The 18,965-nt window shown below is 65.4% G+C and carries 19 protein-coding genes; 7 read left to right on the top strand and 12 right to left on the bottom strand.

Features of this window, described 5'->3' with window-relative positions; genetic code table 11:
• Positions 1-137: 137 nt before the first annotated feature.
• A complete protein-coding gene (locus tag ACF8ML_RS14465) occupies positions 138-1,163 on the top strand; it encodes a helix-turn-helix transcriptional regulator (protein ID WP_193726196.1) in 1,026 nt (341 codons plus the stop codon).
• Here ACF8ML_RS14465 and speB read toward each other — a convergent pair.
• Together speB and ACF8ML_RS14455 are read right to left on the bottom strand one after the other, a co-directional pair.
• Positions 1,160-2,230: an agmatinase gene (gene speB / locus ACF8ML_RS14460; protein ID WP_016451242.1), complete on the bottom strand. Its 1,071-nt coding sequence runs from the start codon at positions 2,228-2,230 to the stop codon at positions 1,160-1,162. The two genes, ACF8ML_RS14465 and speB, sit on opposite strands and share 4 nt — an antisense overlap.
• Before the next feature lie 14 nt (positions 2,231-2,244).
• Complete coding sequence (locus ACF8ML_RS14455; protein WP_392407288.1) at positions 2,245-3,633, bottom strand: sodium:solute symporter; 1,389 nt, start codon at positions 3,631-3,633, stop codon at positions 2,245-2,247.
• Positions 3,634-3,863: 230 nt separating this feature from the next.
• Here ACF8ML_RS14455 and ACF8ML_RS14450 point away from each other — a divergent pair, with 230 nt between their 5' ends.
• Positions 3,864-4,757 carry a LysR family transcriptional regulator gene (locus ACF8ML_RS14450; RefSeq protein ID WP_183020919.1) on the top strand — a complete coding sequence of 298 codons (894 nt, stop codon included), beginning with the start codon at positions 3,864-3,866 and terminating at the stop codon, positions 4,755-4,757.
• A 21-nt stretch (positions 4,758-4,778) separates the two neighbouring features.
• On the opposite strand, the gene ACF8ML_RS14445 is transcribed toward ACF8ML_RS14450, so the two are convergent.
• Positions 4,779-5,687: an AEC family transporter gene (locus tag ACF8ML_RS14445; protein WP_183020918.1), complete on the bottom strand. Its 909-nt coding sequence runs from the start codon at positions 5,685-5,687 to the stop codon at positions 4,779-4,781.
• A 327-nt stretch (positions 5,688-6,014) separates the two neighbouring features.
• Here ACF8ML_RS14445 and ACF8ML_RS14440 point away from each other — a divergent pair, with 327 nt between their 5' ends.
• From ACF8ML_RS14440 to ACF8ML_RS14430, 3 genes are all read left to right on the top strand, one after another.
• Complete coding sequence (locus ACF8ML_RS14440) at positions 6,015-6,977, top strand: tripartite tricarboxylate transporter substrate binding protein BugE (RefSeq protein WP_016447654.1); 963 nt, start codon at positions 6,015-6,017, stop codon at positions 6,975-6,977.
• A gap of 104 nt (positions 6,978-7,081) precedes the next feature.
• Complete coding sequence (gene xerD / locus ACF8ML_RS14435) at positions 7,082-8,038, top strand: site-specific tyrosine recombinase XerD (protein ID WP_392407332.1); 957 nt, start codon at positions 7,082-7,084, stop codon at positions 8,036-8,038.
• Between the two features lie 131 nt (positions 8,039-8,169).
• A complete protein-coding gene (locus ACF8ML_RS14430) occupies positions 8,170-9,168 on the top strand; it encodes a tripartite tricarboxylate transporter substrate binding protein (RefSeq protein ID WP_016447652.1) in 999 nt (332 codons plus the stop codon).
• Positions 9,169-9,265: 97 nt separating this feature from the next.
• Here ACF8ML_RS14430 and ACF8ML_RS14425 read toward each other — a convergent pair whose 3' ends face one another.
• The 3 genes from ACF8ML_RS14425 to ACF8ML_RS14415 form a co-directional block, all read right to left on the bottom strand.
• Positions 9,266-10,555: an EAL and HDOD domain-containing protein gene (locus tag ACF8ML_RS14425; protein WP_016447651.1), complete on the bottom strand. Its 1,290-nt coding sequence runs from the start codon at positions 10,553-10,555 to the stop codon at positions 9,266-9,268.
• A gap of 58 nt (positions 10,556-10,613) precedes the next feature.
• Positions 10,614-11,891 carry an EAL and HDOD domain-containing protein gene (locus ACF8ML_RS14420; RefSeq protein ID WP_016451246.1) on the bottom strand — a complete coding sequence of 426 codons (1,278 nt, stop codon included), beginning with the start codon at positions 11,889-11,891 and terminating at the stop codon, positions 10,614-10,616.
• 188 nt (positions 11,892-12,079) lie between these two features.
• Positions 12,080-12,886, bottom strand: coding sequence for a ferritin-like domain-containing protein (locus tag ACF8ML_RS14415; protein WP_046240924.1), 807 nt, complete (start codon positions 12,884-12,886; stop codon positions 12,080-12,082).
• Between the two features lie 54 nt (positions 12,887-12,940).
• On the opposite strand from ACF8ML_RS14415, the gene ACF8ML_RS14410 reads away from it, so the two are divergent.
• Both ACF8ML_RS14410 and ACF8ML_RS14405 read left to right on the top strand, forming a co-directional pair.
• Positions 12,941-13,465, top strand: a complete 525-nt coding sequence (locus ACF8ML_RS14410; protein ID WP_392407286.1) for a gamma carbonic anhydrase family protein — start codon at positions 12,941-12,943, stop codon at positions 13,463-13,465.
• Between the two features lie 35 nt (positions 13,466-13,500).
• Positions 13,501-14,493 (top strand): Hsp33 family molecular chaperone HslO, encoded by a 993-nt coding sequence (locus ACF8ML_RS14405; protein WP_017404370.1) that lies wholly within the window; start codon positions 13,501-13,503, stop codon positions 14,491-14,493.
• A 12-nt stretch (positions 14,494-14,505) separates the two neighbouring features.
• Here ACF8ML_RS14405 and ACF8ML_RS14400 read toward each other — a convergent pair whose 3' ends face one another.
• The 6 genes from ACF8ML_RS14400 to kdsA all read right to left on the bottom strand — a co-directional run bounded on the left by ACF8ML_RS14400 (position 14,506) and on the right by kdsA (position 18,936).
• Positions 14,506-14,760, bottom strand: a complete 255-nt coding sequence (locus ACF8ML_RS14400) for a hypothetical protein (RefSeq protein ID WP_235434593.1) — start codon at positions 14,758-14,760, stop codon at positions 14,506-14,508.
• A 265-nt stretch (positions 14,761-15,025) separates the two neighbouring features.
• The gene (locus ACF8ML_RS14395; RefSeq protein WP_047326663.1) at positions 15,026-15,748 is read right to left on the bottom strand and encodes a hypothetical protein; all 723 of its coding nucleotides are present in this window, start codon (positions 15,746-15,748) and stop codon (positions 15,026-15,028) included.
• Positions 15,749-15,916: 168 nt separating this feature from the next.
• Entirely contained in the window at positions 15,917-16,195 is a 279-nt protein-coding gene (ftsB, locus tag ACF8ML_RS14390; protein WP_012206908.1) for a cell division protein FtsB, read from the bottom strand.
• A gap of 64 nt (positions 16,196-16,259) precedes the next feature.
• Entirely contained in the window at positions 16,260-17,546 is a 1,287-nt protein-coding gene (gene eno, locus ACF8ML_RS14385; RefSeq protein ID WP_012206907.1) for a phosphopyruvate hydratase, read from the bottom strand.
• Positions 17,547-17,784: 238 nt separating this feature from the next.
• Complete coding sequence (locus ACF8ML_RS14380; protein ID WP_016447644.1) at positions 17,785-18,075, bottom strand: DUF1330 domain-containing protein; 291 nt, start codon at positions 18,073-18,075, stop codon at positions 17,785-17,787.
• Positions 18,076-18,078: 3 nt separating this feature from the next.
• Complete coding sequence (gene kdsA, locus ACF8ML_RS14375; protein ID WP_017404374.1) at positions 18,079-18,936, bottom strand: 3-deoxy-8-phosphooctulonate synthase; 858 nt, start codon at positions 18,934-18,936, stop codon at positions 18,079-18,081.
• Positions 18,937-18,965: the final 29 nt, after the last annotated feature.

Raw genomic sequence — 18,965 nt, 5'->3', positions numbered from 1 at the left:
ATCCCGAAAATCCAGGGTTCATGCTGCCGCGTGGCCCTGTCGTCGGTCCGTCTGCCCGAGTCCCCGGGGCGCGATCGACTTCCCCGCACAGCCCCTCACAAAAACAGGCCGCGCGCTGCGCGCCGGGCGAGGAATGTATGACATACAACCGGTGGTCCACGATGCATGTCGCCCCCCTGGGGCGAGCGCAATTCTGGAGCGATGCCAGCCGTGAGGCGCAGATGCCGCACACGCCCCTGGTGGCGCGGCCCGAGCGCTTCGACGCCGTGCTCACATCGCGTGGCGTGGGCGCGGTGGTGTTCAACCGCATCCAGATGGCGGCGGGCCACGGCATGCAGCGCCTGCAGGCGGGTTGCCAGCGCGCGAGCCCGGCCAGCCTGCTGTGCCTGCTCTACCTCAAGGGTCGCGCCCGGGTGTCTGCGCTCGATGGGCCGGGCGCGGCGGTTGCGGGCGGCGAGTCGCATGCGCAGCCCGGCCAAATGTTCCTGCTGGACGAGCGGTGCGGCTACCGCATCTGGCAGGACGAAGCCGTGGACCTGCTCGTGCTGGCCGTGCCGCTGGCGCTGATCGATTCGTGCGCAGGCATGGCTTCGCAACTGCTGGCACGCAGCCTGCCTGACTGCGCGTCGTTGCAGCTGCTCGTCCAGCAGATGCAACTGATCCATGCATGGCAGGCGCCCCTGCCCGAGGGCGAGTCCGCGCAGCTGTCCGATCTGGTCATCAACACCTTGAAGACCGTGCTGCAGGCCGGGGCCGAAAGGGCTGCAGCCCGGCCTGACGCGCCCATGCACGTGCTGTTGTGCCGGGTGCGCCAATTGATCGCCCGCCAATATCCGGACCCGGCGCTGGGGCCGGAGCGCGTGGCATCGAGGCTGGGACTTTCCGTGCGCTCGCTGCAATCGCGGCTGTCGCGCGAAGGCACCAGCCTCAGCGCCGAACTCATGGACTATCGACTGGAGCGCGCCCATGCGCTGCTGCGCGCAGCGAAGCCGGGAACGCTGGGCGTCACGGAAATCTCGCAGCGCTGCGGCTTCAACTCGCTCGCGCATTTTTCCCGGCGCTTCAGGGCACGCTACGGCAGCACGCCGCTGGAGCTGCTGCGTGAGCCGGGGGCGGAGGGCATGGGGTCGTCCACCTGGCACGGGGACGGGGCGGGCACCTAGACAGGGCTTGCGGCGCCTCGGTCGGCGTGGCGTGCGCAGATCAGGCTGAGGATTTCGAACAGCATCTGCGCGCCCGCATGGGCGGTGTTGGTGGTGGCGTCGTAGGCGGGCGAGACCTCGACCACGTCACCGCCCACGATGTGGATGCCGGCCAGGCCGCGCACCATGGCCTGGGCTTCGCGCACCGTCAGGCCTCCCACCTCGGGCGTGCCCGTGCCGGGCGCAAAGGCCGGGTCCAGGCAGTCGACGTCGAAGGAGACGTAGACGGGCGCATCGCCCACCACCTCGCGTGCGCGGGCAATGACGCCGTCCACGCCCAGCGCGGGAAGGTCCTCTGCGTGGATCACCGTCATGCCCGACTCGTAGGAGAACTCCCAGAGATATTCGGCCGCACCGCGTATGCCGATCTGTATGGTCCGCGTGGGGTCGAGCACGCCATCCAGCACGGCCTGGCGAAAGGGGCCGCCGTGGTGGAAGCGGCTGCCGTCGAAGGGGCCGCCAGTATCGCAGTGGGCATCGAAGTGGACCAGGGCCAGTGGCCGGTCGCGGCCCAGCGCGCGCAGTATGGGCAGGGTGATGGAGTGGTCTCCGCCCGCAGACAGCGGAATCACGCCGGCCGCATGGATCTTCGCGAAGGCCGACTCTATGTCGCGGTGCGACTGCTCCAGGCTGTAGCGGCTGGACAGCGGCACGTCGCCGATGTCCGCCACGCGCAGCTCGCGCGTGGGCGCGGATCTGAGTACATGGTTGTAGGGGCCCACGCGCTCTATCGCGCGCAGCGCCCTGGGCCCGAAGCGGCAGCCGCTGCGGTTGCTGATGCCCAGGTCCATGGGCACGCCGATCAGCGCGGCCTGCAGTTCGCCGAAGTCCGGGCGGCTCCAGTCCATGGGGTGCATGGGGGCATCCAGCAGCGTGGGAATGCCTGCGTAGGGTGCGCTGCGCGTGCCGCTGGCGTCGATGATGTGGGCGGCCACGGTGCGGAAATGCGGATCGTGGATGACGGACTCGTTGTCTCCGCCGAAGCGCGCACGCAGCGCCGCCAGCCTGTCTGCAGTAAAGAGGGTCATGGGTGTCCCTTGGTTCAGGATTGGATGCCCGACAGGGAGCGCTGCTGCGAGCGCTGCGCCAGGCTGATGAGGATGAAACTGGCCGTGCTCATGGCCAGGCTGGCGTAGATCGGCGTGTTGGCGGCCAATCCGTCGCGGACCATGAAGACCACTGCCGTGGCGCAGCCCAGCAGCATGCTGGCGATGGCGCCGGCCGTGGTGGCCCGGCGCCAGTAGATGGCGCCGATCAGCGGCACCAGCATGCCGCCCACGAGCAGGTTGTAGGCGGTGGTCAGGGCGTTGAGCACGTCGTCCACCACCAGGGCGATGCCGAGCACGGCAAGGCCCACCAGCAGCGTCAGCAGCCGGTGCCAGCGCACATCGGCCAGAGGCTTGCCTTGCCGCAGCAGGGGCACGAGGTCTTCGGCCAGCACGGTGGAGCCCGCCAGCATGGCCGCGCTGGCGGTGGACATCATGGCGGCCAGCGCGGCAGCGATCACCAGGCCGCGGATGCCGTCCGGCAGGCTGGCCTGCACGATGGCGGCAAAGGCATTGTTGGCGTTGTCCAGGTCCGGCAGCAGCACGCGCGCTGTCATGCCCACCAGGGCGCCGACCAGTCCGTAGACCACGCAGTACACGCCGGCGAGGCTGCCGGCCACGGCGGCCACCCGTTCGCTGCGGGCCGTGAACACGCGCTGCCACACGTCCTGGCCGATCATGATTCCGAAGAAATAGATGACGAAGTAGGTGGCGATGGTGTCCCAGCCGATGTGGGTGACATCGAAGCTGGACGCAGGCAGCCGCGCTACCAGCTGGTCCCAGCCGCCCACGCGGTACAGGCAGATGGGCAGCAGGATCAGCATCAGGCCCGCGGTCTTGATCACGAACTGAACGATGTCCGTAAGCGTCAGCGACCACATGCCGCCCACGGCCGAGTAGATGACCACGACGCCACCGCCCACCAGGATGGAGATCCACAGAGGCAGGTCGAACAGCACCTCCATCACGGTGCCGATGGCGATCACCGACGTGGCCGCCAGCATCAGAGCATAGGCCAGCATCACCAGTGCGCTGGCCTGTTGGGTGCGGGCGCTGTAGCGCCGCTCCAGCACCTGGGTCACGGTGCAGATGCGCAGCCTGAGCAGGGGCTTGGCCAGGAACAGGTTCAGCACCAGCAGGCCCGCGCCCAGCGCCGCGCAAAGCCAGAATCCGGAGATGCCGTACACATAGCCCAGGCGCACCGTGCCCACGGTGCTGGCGCCGCCTATCACCGTGGCGGCCATGGTGCCCATGTACAGGCCCGGCCCGAGGTTGCGGCCGGCCACGAGAAAGTCCTCCTGCGTCTTCGCGCGGCGCATGCCGTACCAGCCCAGCAGCAGCATGGCTGCCGCGTAGATCACCACGACCGAGATATCGAGCAACATGGTTTGTCTCCCTTTTGTTGCGGCCCTGTTGGCAGGGGCCTCTTGAAACAGCGGTATCCATGGAAGTGAATTCCCTGGCCCGCCCCTCTTGTTCTGTATTGCAGTCCCTCTTTGTTCAATCCAGATGTGCTGCAACAGCCGTGGATGCTAGACAGCAGCCCGGATTGCATCCATTTCAAGTTCCATTTACAAACATCGATAAGAATCGATCTTTCCCGAGTGAAAACCCCATGCTCCATACCGTTTCAGATCTGGACCTGCGGCTGCTGCGCGTGTTTCTGGCCATCGTTGACGCGGGCGGCGTGTCGGCGGCGCAGGCCAGCCTTGGCGTAGGGCAGTCCACGCTCAGCAGTCAGCTGTCCACACTGGAGACGCGGCTGGGTTTCAGTTTGTGCGAACGGGGGCGCGGCGGCTTTCGCCTGACGGCCAAGGGCCGGCGCTTCGTCGATATGGCTCGCACGGCCCTGCAGGGACTGGAAGGCTTCAGTGCGCAGGCGCGCAACATGCACCGGCAGCTGGTCGGCAGCCTGGCCATCGGCCTGATCGGCAATGCACCCATGGAATACAACGCGTTGATGGGGCGGGCCATACAGCGCTTTCGCCAGCGCGACGAGGCCGTGCGCCTGTCGGTGCTGGTGCGCGGGCCGCGCGAGCTGGAGGAAATGCTGCTGCGCGACGAGCTCCAGGTCGCCGTGGGCTATTTCCTGCACCGTGCGCCGGCGCTGGAATACACGCTGCTGTTCAGCGAAAGGCAGGTGGCCTATTGCAGCGCCAGCCATCCCTTTGCCGCACGCGCGGGCCGCATCGGCGCGCAGGAGGCGGGCGAGGCCGACTGGACCTGGCGCACCTATCCACTGCCGCAGGCGCCGCTGACGGGGCGCCCGCGCCATGTCACCTCGGAGGCGGACAACATGGAGGCGGCCGCCATCCTCATCCTGTCAGGCGCCCACCTGGGCTACCTGCCAGAACATTACGCAGCGCCCTATGTGGCTGCCGGCCTGCTGCATGCGCTGGACGAATCCCTCTTCAGCTATGACGTGGACATCACCATGGTGGCCAGGAAGCGCGCACGCCAGGACGACATCACGGCCGCCTTCACGGACGACATGCGTGCCGTGCTGTAGGGGCGCCGCGGCACAGCGGCATCAGAACTGCAGCAGGCTCAGCGCAAAGGGCAGGCTGAGCACGCCCAGCAGCGTGGACAGCGTGACCAGCCCCGCCACATACGAGCCGTTGTAGCCCATGCGCGCGGCCAGCACATAGCATGACGATGCGGTGGGCAGGGCCGAGAAGGCCATGAGGATCAGCGCCTGCGCACCGCTGAGGCCAAATGCCCGCACCATGGCATAGGCGATCAGCGGCTGCACCAGATGCCGCACGGCCAGCAGGCACACGGCCAGCAGCTTGCCGGCGGCCAGCGCGCCGAACTGCATGCCGGCGCCGGCCGACATCAGGCCCAGCGCGATGGAGGCTGCGCCTATGCGGGAGATCGACGGCTCGATCAGCGCGGGCAGCTTCAGCCCCAGCGCGCTGAACACCAGGCCCGACAGCGTGCCCACGATCAGCGGATTGCGCACCAGTTGCCCCAGGAAATGCTGGTTGCTGCCGCGCGCCATGGGCCAGACGGCCGCGATATTGCACAGCGGCACGCTCACGCCGATCAGCACCGAGATGAACAGCAGGCCCTCAGGCCCTGCCAGACGGCTGGCCAGCGCCAGGCCGATGAAGGAGTTGAAGCGAAACGCCACCTGCACGGCGCCGGCATGCTCGCGCACATCGATGCGGCCGCGCAGGCCCGGCCACCAGGGCAGGCTGTAGGCCAGGCCGATGCCGACCAGGGCCGCACACACGCCAGCGGCCAGCAAGTGGGAGGTGGCACCCCAGTCCACCGGGCTCTTGACGATGGAGTGGAACAGCAGCACCGGAAACAGCAGGTAGTACACCAGCGCCTCCACCGCCTGCCAGACCGTGCGATTGAGCTGTGTGAAGCGGCACAGCACGTAGCCAAGCACGATGAGCGAAAAATCGGGGAAGAGCAGCACGGCGTAGTTCACGGGGGCTGAGCATAAGCGCAACCCCGCAGTCGCCGCGTCTCCCGAGAAACCATGGCGCGAGGCTAGGGGTAAACACCGGGAAATCAGTGCTGCGACAAACTGTGACAACCGGGCCCCGGGCCTTAGCATCGCTGGGGTCCACACAGCCGATCCGAAAGCGCAGGTCCTGACGACCGTCAAGCGCGCAGCGGGCTCCAGGCCCCAACATGGCTGTTCCGTGGCAGCGTTTGCGAGCCTTCATTTCGCAGACCATCCATCCGCAGGCACGGCCTTGCGGATGTCCATGAAAACCTCTTCGTCAACACGACCCCCAAAAGGAGATCCTGTATGAATCGTCGCAGCTGGATGGGACTGACCCTGGTCCTCGCAAGCACCGGAGCCCTGGCCCAGGCCTACCCCACCAAGCCGATCAAGCTGGTGGTGCCCTTCGCCCCCGGTGGCACGACCGACATCATCGCCCGCGTGATCGCCGAACCCCTGACCAAGGAACTGGGCCAGCCCGTGGTGGTGGACAACCGCGGCGGCGGCGGCGGCGTCATCGGCGCCATGGAAACCGCGCGCTCGCAGCCCGATGGCTACAGCCTGGGCATCGCCACGGTCTCGACCACGGCGACCAACCCCGCGATCAATCCCAAGATCTCGTACAACACGCTGACGGACTTCACGCCCATCATCAACGTGGCGGCCACGCCCAACGTGATTGCGGTGAACCCCAAGTTCCCTGCCAAGGACTACAAGAGCTTCGAGGCCGAACTCAAGAAGTCCCAGGGCAAGTACTCCTATGCGTCCTCGGGCACGGGCGGCATCCAGCACATGCTGATGGAGCTGTACAAGAGCCTGACCAACACCTTCGTCACCCACATCCCCTACCGCGGCGCGGGCCCTGCGCTCAACGACGTGGTGGCGGGCCAGGTGCCCATGGTGCTGGACAACCTGCCCTCGGCCCTGCCCTTCATCAAGGACAACCGCCTGGTGCCCATCGTGGTGGCCGCGCCCCAGCGCCTGGCCGTGCTGCCCAATGTGCCCACCTTCAAGGAAGTGGGCCTGGAGCCGGTGAACCGCATGGCCTACTACGGCATCCTGGGCCCCAAGAACATGCCCAAGGATGTGGTGGACAAGATCAACGCCGCCGTGCGCAAGGTGCTGCAGGACCCGGCCGTGCGCAAGCGCATCGAGGACACGGGCTCCCTGGTCATCGGCAACTCGCCTGAAGAGTTCGCCAAGCAGATCAAGGAAGAGTACGAGACCTACAAGAAGGTGGTTGCCCAGCAAAAACTCACGCTGGAGTAAGCACCGCCCAGAGCGGTTGGATCAGAACCCGAGGCTTCTTGCGGACCTCGGGTTTTTTTCGTTGTAGGCTTGATGGGATGTCCCAAGTGCCTGCCGCTTCCATCATGTCCCCCTCGGTTGCCGAAGCCGAACCTGCTGCCGATCCTGCATCCTGGCCCGCGCCGCTGCCGGCCAGCCTGGATGCGCTGGACCTGTTCATGGATGCGCTGCTGCTGGAAGACGGGCTGTCGCGCAATACGCTGGCGGCCTATCGCCGCGATCTGATGGCCTGGGGCCGGTGGCTGGCGCACCAGCGGCCGCCGCTGGCGCTGGATGCGGCGGGCGAGCTGGAACTGCAGGGCTATTTCGCGGTGCGGGTGGAGCAGACCAAGGCCAGTTCTTCCAACCGGCGGTTGACGGTGCTGCGCCGCTACTACCACTGGGCGCTGCGCGAGCAGCGCATTGCGGCCGATCCCACGGTGCGCATGCTGGCGGCACGGCAGCCGCCGCGCGTGCCGCATACGCTGACGCAGGCTCAGGTGGAGGCGCTGCTCAAGGCGCCCGATGTCGATACGCCGCTGGGCCTGCGTGACCGCGCCATGCTGGAGCTGATGTACGCCAGCGGCCTGCGCGTGAGCGAGCTGGTGGATCTGCCGATGCATGGCATCGATCTGCGCTCGGGCGTGCTGCGCGTGACCGGCAAGGGGCAAAAGGAAAGACTGGTGCCTTTCGGCCAGGAGGCGCACTGGTGGCTGGAGCGCTACATGGCCACGGCGCGCGGCGCCATCCTGGGCGGGCAGCGCAGCGATGCGGTCTTCGTGACCCAGCGCGGGGCTGCGATGAGCCGCGTGATGTTCTGGGTCATCGTCAAGCGCTGCGCGCAGGTTGCGGGTGTCACGGCACCGCTGTCGCCGCACACGCTGCGCCATGCCTTCGCCACGCATTTGCTCAACCACGGCGCTGACCTGCGCGTGGTGCAGATGCTGCTGGGCCATGCCGATATCTCCACCACCACCATCTACACCCATGTGGCGCGCGAGCGGCTCAAGGCGCTGCACGCTTTGCACCATCCGCGTGGTTGATTGGATGTGGTCGGTTCGCCGGATTGCCTATTTCTGGCGTTGAAACCGTCGAAGTGGCAAAGCCCGCCTCGGGGATATGCGCTTTGCACAACAATCACCGCCGTGTTCGATGTGTTTCTGCGGAGTTCTCGATGACTGATTTCCTGCGCCGGCATGTGCTGGTGACTTCCATGCTGGCGGCGACGGTGGCTGCCGCGGCCCTGCCGATGTCTGCGTCGGCTGCCGATGCGGCCTGGCCCAGCCGGCCCATCCGCGTGGTGGTTTCCTACCCGGCCGGCGGCGTCAGCGATGTGGTGGCCCGCGCCCTGGGCGAGAAGCTGGCCGCCCGCCTGGGCCAGCCCGTGGTGGTGGACAACAAGGCCGGCGCCGGCGGCGCCATCGGCCTGGACCTGGTGGCCAAGGCCGCACCCGATGGCTACACGCTGGGCTTTTCCTCCATCAGCCCGCTGACGCTGAGCCCGCACCTGGGCAAGCCCCTGTTCGATCCGCAGCGCGACCTGGTGCCCGTGACCAGCGTGATGTACTCGCCCGTGCTGCTGCTGGGCACGGCCCGCTCCACGGCGGCCGACTTCAATGCGCTGGTGGCCCAGGCCAAGGCGCAGCCCGGCGAAGTGCGCTGGGCCACGGCCGGCCTGGCCTCGCTGGGCCACATCATGCTCGAGCAGATCATGCATGCCTCGCAGGTCCGGATCACGCACATTCCCTACAAGGGCGGCGGGCAGCAGCTCAATGACGGCCTGAGCGCGCAGTTCGAAGTGCTGTCCACCAATGCCGGCCCGGCCGTTTTGCAGCACATCAAGGCGGGCAAGTTCAAGGCCCTGGCCGTGGGCGCACCCCAGCGCCTGGAGTCGCTGCCCGGCGTTCCCACGCTGGCCGAACTGGGCTACAAGAGCGCCAACATGACCTCGGTGTTCGGCATCTTCGCGCCCGCTGGAACGCCTGCGCCCGTGCTGCAAAAGCTCAATGCCGAGATCAACCAGGTGCTGGCCCAGCCGGACATGCGCGCCAAGCTGGAGGCCACCGACAACGTGGCCATGGGCGGCAAGGCCGAGGACTTTGCACGCCAGATCGAGGCCGAGTCCCAGTCCAACGCGCGCATCATTCGCGCAGCCGGCATCAAGCTCAATTGATGGAGCGCAGGGGCGCCACCGGCGCCCATGCAAAAAGGGCTTGCAGCCGTCATGGCCGCAAGCCCTTTGTCTTTGGTGCCGGATGTGCAGGGCCCGCCTATGCCATGGGTTCGTCCGCCGTGAGATTGTCGGCCCAGGCCAGGGCCTGCAGATGCGCCCAGTTGACCTGGTGGTTGGACAGCTGCAGTGCATTGGCTGCGCGCGCGAAGCCTTCGTCATCGCCGCTTTCGCAGGCACGCGTCAACTCCAGGAAGGGCGCGAACACGCCCTTGTTGTGCACCAGCGCATCGATCACGGGCTGGGGCAGGGCGATGGACTCCAGCGCCTTTTCCATGGGCTGGCCCAGCATCACGTCCAGCAGCGAGAACACGCCGACCACGAAGGCGTTGTCGCACTCCTCGGGCGAGAGCAGCTCGGCCGTCAGCAACTCCATCAGGCGCCCGCGCACCACGGCGGTCTGGCCCACGGCCGGCGGCGTGCCGCCCGCGCGCGAAGTGGTCAAAAGCAGGGCCGCCCAGCGGAACAGCTTCTTGAGGCCCAGGATCATCACCGCGTGGCGGAACGAGGTGATCTCGCACGACAGGCCGAAACCCGAGGAGTTGATGAAGCGCAGCAGGTTGAAGGACAGCGTGGGATCCTTCTTGAGCAGGGCTTCGATCTCGTCCGTGCTGGCCTGCTGGCGCACTAGATTGATCAGCTGGATGATGGTGGCCTGCGTGGGGCGGATGGTGCGCGCCTGCACGAGTTGCGGCTGGGCGAACCAAAAGCCCTGGAACAGCCGCACGCCCAGGTCGCGCATGCGCTCGAACTGCTCGGAGGTCTCGACCTTTTCGGCCACGATCTGGGCATTGGTATGGGCGCGCGCGAACTTCACCAGGGTCTCGGCATCGGCCAGTGCGAAGGTCTGCATGTCCAGCTTGATGAAGGCGGCCGCAGGCAGCCAGCTGGCATAGGCGCGGCGCAGCAGGTGCTGGTTGAAGGCCAGGCGGAAGCCGCGCTGGCGCAGGGCCTGGAAGGTGGGCAGGCGTTCCTCGATATCGGCAGCCGTGGCGTTCTCGCCCAGCGTGGGTACCTCCAGCACCACCTTGTCGGGGTGGATCAGTTCCAGGTGGCCGCCGGCCAGGCTGTCATGCGTGCAGTTGATGAAGACTGTCTTCTTGCCCACCAGCGCTTCGGCGCCCGCATACGACAGCGCGTTGAAGAGCAGGGCGGCATCGGAGGCAGCCGTGTGCGCATGCTGGGCCGTGGAGCGGTCGAAAAGCTCATAGCCGAAGACATCGCGCGCCTCGTTGACGATGGCCTGGCGCGCAATGACGGCCACCTGCCCGTCCTCCACCCCGGCTGGCAGGGGGGGCGGCGGAGCGGAGGAGTTGTCGTTGGTAGTCATTTGGAAGCTGAGAAAGATGGATGAGCGATGGCTTTCGATGGCGTTCTATAGCTTATAGCTATAGCGAGCTGTCTGCCAGTTGGTCGGTCCAGGCCAAGGCCTGCAGATGGGCCCAGTTGATCTGCTGGCTGCTCAGGCGCAGCGCGCCTGCGCTGCGGTGGAAGGCTGCATCGTCGCTGGCTTCGCAGGCCTGGGCCAGGATCAGCAGCTCGCCCAGCACGCCTTCGTGGCGCAGCACGGCGGCGGAGACGGCGTCGGGCACGGGGATCAGGCTCATGGCCACGTCCTGCGGCAGGTCCAGCATGCTGCCCAGCAGCGAGAAGATGCCGACGACAAAGGCCTGGTCGGAGTCTTCCTCGCTCAGCGATTCCTGGGCCAGCAGCTCCATCAGTCGCCCGCGGATCACGGCGGTCTGGCCGATGGCCGGCGGCGGGCCGCCGTTGCGCGATGCGGTCAGCAGCATGGCCGCCCAGCGGAACAGCTTCTTGAGGCCCATGAGCATCACGGCCTGGCGGAACGAGGTGATCTCGCGCTGCACGCCGAAGCCCACGGAATTGATCAGGCGCATCAGGTTGAAGGCCAGGCCCGCATCCTTCTTGAGCACATCCTCGATGGCATCGGTGCTGGCCTGCTGGCGCACCAGATTCAGCAGCTGGACAATGCTTTGCTGCGAGGGCGACAGCAGCTTGGTGCGCACCACCGTGGGCCGCGCGAACCAGAAGCCCTGGAACAGCTGTATGCCCAGGCGGCCCACCTGCTCATGCTGCTGGGCGCTTTCCACCTTCTCGGCGATCAGCTCGGCGCGCGTGTGGCGGCCGGCAAAATTGACCAGCACGGCCAACTGGTCAGGGGCCAGCACGGACAGGTCGAACTTGATGTAGTCGGCCAGGGGCAGCCAGGCTGCATAGGCGGACTCCAGCACCGTGTGATTGAAGGCCAGGTTGAAACCGCGTGCGCGCAGATTGCTGAGGATGGGCAGGCGGGCCTGTACCTCCTGCTGGGCGGCCAGGCCCAGCGGCGGTATCTCCAGCACCACCTTGTCGGGGTTGAGCAGCTCCAGATGCCCGCCGGCCAGGCTTTCATGCGTGCAGTTGACGAACATCAACTTGGTGCCAACCAGATCTTCTTCGCCCGCATGCGACAGGGCCGTGAACACCAGGGACACATCCGAGGCCGCCGTATGGTCCGGGTAGGCGCGCGAACGGTTGAAAAGCTCATAGCCGATGATCTGCTGCACCCCGTTGACGATGGCCTGGCGCGCAATCATTCCCCGATCCGTGGACGCGGGGCTGGCCACAGGGGCATCGTTGAAGAGATGGACAGGCAATTCGGTCATGGAGTGTTCGGTCGAAGGGACACGGGAAGCAGCAGATCTGATTGTAGGAATGTTCTGAATAAATATGCCGACAGGCAGTGTCTGCTGGGACAAGTCCGATTGCGGAGTCGGACCCATCCTAGTTTGTAAACCATTGTGTGGCTTCACGAGCGGCCTGGGCCTGTCCGCACGGCGCAGGCAGGCTTTCTTCAGACCTGCTGCAACCAGGCCAGTTCAGTATCGGTGAAGCCTGCGGCGCGGCGTGCGCGTTCGTTGAATGGCGGGCGCAGGCGCGGCGCCTCGTAGCGCAGGGTCAGCGCCTGGTAGTGGGCCTCGGGCTCCAGGCCTTCGCGCTCGCACAGCCAGCGGTACCAATGATTGCCTATGGCCACGTGGCCCACTTCCTCGCGCAGGATGATGTCGAGGATGTCCACCGCCGCCAGCGCATCGGGCGCACGCGTGTTGCGCAGCTTGTTCTGGATCTGGGGCGTGGCGTCCAGGCCCCGTGCCTCCAGCGTGCGCGGCACCAGGGCCATGCGGGCCACCACGTCATGGGCGGTCTTCTCGCACATGGTCCACAGGCCCTGGTGGGCCGGGAAATCGCCGTAGTCGTGGCCCAGGTGCGCGCGCAGATGCTCGCGCAGCAGGCGAAAGTGCTTGGCCTCCTCGGCGGCCACCTGCAGCCAGTCCAGGTAGTACTGCTGCGGCATGCCGTCAAAGCGCCAGACGGCGTCCAGCGCCAGATTGATGGCGTTGAACTCGATGTGGGCTATGGCGTGGATCAGCACGGCCCGGCCTTCCGGCGTCGCCGGCGAACGCCTTGCAACGGCGGTGTGGTGGCGCAGCTCGGGCCGCAGCGGGCGGCCCGGCAGGTCCGGCGCGGGATCCGGCAGGGCCGGTGCCTGCGGTGCTATTGAATAAAGCGCCTGCCGCGCATACATGTCCAACGCGGCGGCGGCCTTTTCTTCGGGGTCCGTGAGGCACAAGACCTCAAGGGCGCGGTGACGTAACTCCATCCCTACAATTCTAGGTTTCCTGCCATCACCAAATATTGACGGAGACAAAGACCCATGGCGATCTATGAACTGGATGGAGTGGCCCCTGAAGTGGCGGCGTCGGCCTGGGTGGCCAACAGCGCCGAAGTGATGGGCAATGTGCAGCTGGCCGAAGACGCCAGCATCTGGTTCGGCGCCGTGCTGCGCGGCGACTGCGAGAGCATCACCATCGGTGAGGGCAGCAACATCCAGGACGCGAGCGTGCTGCATGCCGACCTGGGCCAGCCGCTGGTCGTGGGGCGCCACGTGACCGTGGGCCACCAGGTCATGCTGCATGGCTGCACCATTGGCGACGAGTCGCTGATAGGCATCGGTGCCGTGGTGCTCAACGGCGCGAAGATCGGCCGCAACTGCCTGGTCGGCGCAGGCGCCCTCATCACCGAAGGCAAGGAATTTCCCGATGGCTCGATGATCATCGGCAGCCCGGCCAAGGCCGTGCGCCAATTGACGCCCGAGCAGATCGAGGGCTTGCGCCGCAGCGCCCAACACTATGTCGACAATGCGCGCCGGTTCAAGACCGGGCTGCGCAAGCTGGGCTGAGCGAGGCCCGGCACTTTTTTACGGAATCCATCAGCGTGTCTGAACTGCATAAATTCATCTTCGAAGGCCTGCCCGTGCGCGGCTCCATCGTTCGCCTCACCGATGCCTGGCAGGAAATCCTGCAGCGCCGCGCGGGCAACGGCGAGACCGGCGCCTACCCCGCTGCCGTGAGCGAACTGCTGGGAGAAATGGCGGCTGCGGGCGTGCTCATGCAGTCCAATATCAAGTTCAACGGCGCCCTGGTCTTCCAGGTCATGGGCGATGGCCCGGTCAAGCTGGCTGTGGCCGAGGTGCAGTCCGATTTCGGCCTGCGCGCCACCGCCACCCTGATCGGCGACCCTCCCGAAGGCGCCACGCTGGAACAACTGCTCAATGTGCACGGCGGCGGCCGCTGCGCCATCACGCTGGACCCCAAGGGGCGCCAGCCGGGCCAGCAGCCCTACCAGGGCGTGGTGCCGCTGCAGGATGCGCAGGGCCGGCGCTTCACCAAGGTGTCCGACGCGCTGCAGCACTACATGCTGCAGTCGGAACAGCTGGACACCGTGCTGGTGCTGGCGGCCGACGACCAGGTGGCCGCCGGCCTGCTGATCCAGCGCATGCCGGTCAAGGGTGAGGCCAACCTGGCCGCTGCCACCGAAAGCGAGCAGTCGGGTCAGGATGCCATCGGGCTGAACGAGGACTACAACCGTATCGCCACGCTGGCCTCCAGCCTCACGCGCGACGAGCTGCTCACGCTGGATGTGGAGACCATACTGCGCCGCCTGTTCTGGGAAGAGAAGCTGATGCGCTTCGTGCCCCAGCAGGACGAGGAGCATCCGCGCTTTGCGTGCACCTGCAGCCGTGACCGTGTGGCGTCCATGCTGGTGTCGCTGGGCTCCGAAGAGGTGGAGAGCATCCTGGAGGAGCGCGGCAGCATCGAGGTGGGCTGCGACTTCTGCGGCAAGCAGTACGAATTCGATCCCATCGACGCAGCCCAGCTGTTCACCGAGGCCGGCAAGCAGCCGCCGACCTCGACGAACGTCCAGTAAATACGCCCGGCTTCAGTCTCGCCCGCTGCGCAGCGCGTCGAACAATCGCCGCTCGCAGTCCGGGTCGCTGCATTGCTCGCAGCCGTAGGGGCGAAGGCGGGCGGTCTGACAAACGGGTTCATGGGGCAGCCAGGCCCAGTCCAAAGCAGGCGCCAGCGACCGCAGTGATCGCGTCAGCTGGTGCCATTGCTGCGCCGTGTCGCCATAGAGCACCACATAGTCCCTGGCCTCGGCATGCAGCAGTTCTCGCCAGTGATGATGTTGCATCGCAGAGTCCGGATTGTTGCAGCGCCAATCCCGTCCCAATAGATAGATTGCCGTATCTCTGGGCAAGGGCTGTCCTGCCCCAAGTATGAGGCATTTCCATACGGACTCGCTCCCATGCTTCCGCCAAGCTTGGTGTAGTGCTTCCGCCATGGAGTGGGCCTGCATGGGCATTGTTTCGACCAAGGTAATGCAGGGGTAAGAGGGGGAGGGGGGCAAGTGGACTCTGGATTCTTTTCCAAGGCCATTACCTGCTATGTGCAAGCTACTAATAGTCTTGACCGTTGCGTGTGAGTTTGGTAGTTGCCATGTCGATGTTTTTGCCATCGCCGCTGCTTTGAATGACAAAGCCTTTGTATATCCACTCATAGCCTGTGCTACTGCCGCTGCCGGTCTTGAATTTGCAGGCTGTGATGGTGCGGTTGCCAATGGTCAGGTTAGCGTCCTCCAGGTAGCTGGAGTTTCTGATAAATGTGTGGGGTGCAATGGTGCCAGGAGGCAGCATCCGCAAGGTGCCTGTGGCTTGAAGGCTCTGGGTTTGGCCAAGCTCCAGTGTCGCGCTCCGGTCTATCATGGGTGGAGAGTACGTATATTGCTGGAGCCTTGGCATAGTGCCGGAGAATGAGGTGACATTGGAACCGTATTCCTCATAGACATGTGCCGTCACTGGGGCGATATAGGTCTCTGTCTCCACATAGCTGGCGGATAACTGGCCGCTAGGCAGAATTTCTCGACTGATCTTCTTGTGCATGATCAAGTTGTCATGGCCGTTGAAGCTTTGGGGGATGTAGTTACTGTATGTGATAGAGTAGTTACGGTTGAGCGCTGGGAAGCTGTTTTCCTGCAGAAAAATATTGCCGCTCTGGTATTTTTTGTCATCAAAGCAGTGCTCTGCAGTCTGCGTCATTTTATCTCCGCCGCCGCAGGCAGTTAGCAGCACTGATATCCCCAGTGTGATGGAAGCAGTGGCAGTGGTTTGAATTGTTGCCATGGATATTCCTTGTTGATAGTTTGGTGACGAATACTTTTTAATCATATACCCCGTTCTTAAAAGAGTCCATCTGGACGTTTCAATGGTGTGGAGACTAGGCGTACCAAGACGTCATCAAAAAACTATGGGCCGGCATGAAGCCGGCCCTGATGCAAAGAATCCCAACCTTCAGCGCCGCACGATCTGCACAAAGATCTCGTTGGGCTTGACCATGCCCAGTTCGCTGCGGGCCTTTTCCTCGACCATGGCCAGGCCGTCCTTGAGATCGTTGACCTCGGAGGCCAGGCGGTCGTTCTCGGCTTTTTCCAGGGCATTGGCCACGTTCTGGTCGTGGATCTGCTGCTGCAGTTCCTTGACGTAGGCCACGCTGCCATGGCCCAGCCACAACTGCGCGTGCACGGCGGCGAGCAGGGCGAGCAGGACAAGGGGGACGACGCGGTTGACCATGGCAGCAGATGTTGCGGAAAGGAAAAAGGCTTGCAGGCCCGATGGCTTGCAAGCCTAACGCTTTTCAGCGCAGGTTGTAGAAAGCCTCGCGGCCGGGGTAGTGGGCGATGTCACCCAGGTCTTCCTCGATGCGCAGCAACTGGTTGTACTTGGCGATGCGGTCCGAACGGCTCAGCGAGCCGGTCTTGATCTGGCCGGCATTGGTGCCCACCGAGATGTCGGCAATCGTCGAATCCTCGGTTTCACCGGAGCGGTGCGAGATCACGGCCGTGTAGCCTGCGCGCTTGGCCATTTCGATGGCGGCGAAGGTTTCGGTCAGCGTGCCGATCTGGTTGATCTTGATCAGGATGGAGTTGGCGATCTTCTTGTCGATGCCTTCCTTCAGGATCTTGGTGTTGGTGACGAACAGGTCGTCGCCCACCAGCTGGACCTTGGCGGCCAGACGGTCGGTCAGGATCTTCCAGCCATCCCAGTCGCCTTCGGCCATGCCGTCCTCGATGGAGATGATGGGGTACTTGTCGCACCAGCCGGCCAGCATGTCGGTCCACTGGGTGGCGGTCAGCGTCAGGTTGCCTTCACCGGCCAGCACGTACATGCCGTCCTTGTAGAACTCGCTGGCGGCGCAGTCCAGGCCCAGGGCGATCTGTTCGCCGGCCTTGTAGCCTGCGTTCTCGATGGCCTGCAGGATCAGCTGGATGGCGGCTTCGTGGTTTTCCACGGAAGGCGCAAAACCGCCTTCGTCGCCCACGGCCGTGCTCATGCCCTTGTCGTGGATGATCTTCTTGAGCGCGTGGAAGACTTCGGCGCCCCAGCGCACGGCTTCGCGGAACGAAGGCGCGCCCACGGGGATGATCATGAATTCCTGCAGGTCCAGGCTGTTGTTGGCGTGCGCGCCGCCGTTGATGACGTTCATCATCGGCACGGGCAGCTGCATGCCGCCCATGCCGCCCAGGTAGCGGTACAGCGGCAGGCCGGCCTCTTCGGCAGCGGCGCGGGCCACGGCCATGGAGACGGCCAGCATGGCGTTGGCGCCCAGGCGGCCCTTGTTGTCCGTGCCGTCCAGGTCGATCAGGGTCTTGTCCAGGAAGGCTTGCTCGGAGGCGTCCAGGCCCAGTACGGCTTCGGAGATCTCGGTGTTGATGTGCTCGACGGCCTTGAGCACGCCCTTGCCCAGGTAGCGGCTCTTGTCGCCGTCACGCAGCTCGATGGCTTCGCGCGAGCCGGTGGACGCGCCCGAAGGCACGGCCGCGCGGCCCATCACGCCCGATTCCAGCAGCACGTCGCACTCGACGGTGGGGTTGCCGCGGCTGTCCAGCACTTCGCGGCCTACGATGTCAACGATTGCACTCATGGCATTTCCTTTGCGGTTTTTGAAATCGGTGTGCAGGCGGGTTCCGGTGAGGTTGCGCCCTGGTGCTTGCCGGGCAAGCGGTATGGGTGGTCGGTGGCGTGGCAGGCTGCCGCGCCACCGTGCACGGCCATGCTCCGCGGCGCAGTATCTGCGATCGGGCGGCGGCCATTGTGCACAAATTGGGTGGATGGCTTTGTATGCGCTGCGCTCTTGACGGGCCGGGTATCGCTGGCCGCGGTCAGACGCCCTCGACGCAGACCATGCGCATGATGGCCGCGCCTTCGCGGGCTTCGCGGGCACGCAGGTACTCGGGCGTGTCGTAGAAAGCCTTGGCGGCCTCGAAGCTGGGGAACTTGAGGATCACGGTGCGGCCGGGATTCCAGTCGCCTTCGAGCACTTCGACCTTGCCGCCGCGCACGCAGACTTCGGCACCATGCGCGCGCATGGCCTCGGTGCTCCACTTGCGGTACTCCTCGTACTGCTCGGGCTTGGTGACGGTGACGGACGCAATGATGTAGCCGCTGGCCATGGGTCAGACTCCAAAATCGTTTTCGAGGAAGCCGTTCTTCTTGGTCACGTCGTCGAGCGCGACCAGGGTTTCGAGCAGGGCCTTCATGTGCTTGAGCGGCACGGCGTTGGGGCCGTCGCTGAGGGCGCAGGGAGGATTGGGATGGGTTTCCATGAACAGTCCGGCCACGCCCACGGCCACGGCCGCACGCGAGAGCACGGGCACCATCTCGCGCATGCCGCCGCTGCTGGTGCCGTTGCCGCCGGGCAGCTGCACGCTGTGCGTGGCATCGAAGACAACGGGCGCACCGGTCTCGCGCATGATGGACAGGCTGCGCATGTCCGAGACCAGATTGTTGTAGCCGAAGCTGGCGCCGCGCTCGCAGGCCATGAAGCTGTCCTCGGGCAGGCCGGCCTCCTTGGCGGCGGCGCGGGCCTTGTCGATGACATTCTTCATGTCATGCGGGGCCAGGAACTGGCCCTTCTTGATGTTCACCGGCCGGCCCGACTGGGCCACGGCACGGATGAAGTCGGTCTGGCGGCACAGGAAGGCCGGCGTCTGCAGCACGTCCACGACCTGGGACACGGCCGGTATCTCGGCCTCGGTGTGGACGTCGGTCAGGATGGGGACCTGCAGGTCCTTCTTCACCTTGGCGAGGATCTCCAGGCCCTTGTCCATGCCCGGGCCGCGAAAGCTGGCGCCCGAGCTGCGGTTGGCCTTGTCGTAGCTGCTCTTGAAGATGAAGTGGATGCCCAGGGCCGCCGTGATTTCCTTGAGCTGCCCCGCCACGTCCATCTGCAGCTGCTCGGACTCGACGACGCAGGGACCTGCAATGAGAAAGAAGCGCCGGTCGAGGCCGACGTCGAAGCCGCAGAGTTTCATGGTGGGGATTCCTTGGGAAATGGTGGGCG

It is taken from the genome of Delftia sp. WSY_10, from assembly GCF_043104705.1.
Classification (GTDB): domain Bacteria; phylum Pseudomonadota; class Gammaproteobacteria; order Burkholderiales; family Burkholderiaceae_C; genus Comamonas; species Comamonas tsuruhatensis.
Note: the sequence above shows the minus strand (reverse complement) of the source record. Positions and strands in the feature narration are given on the sequence as shown.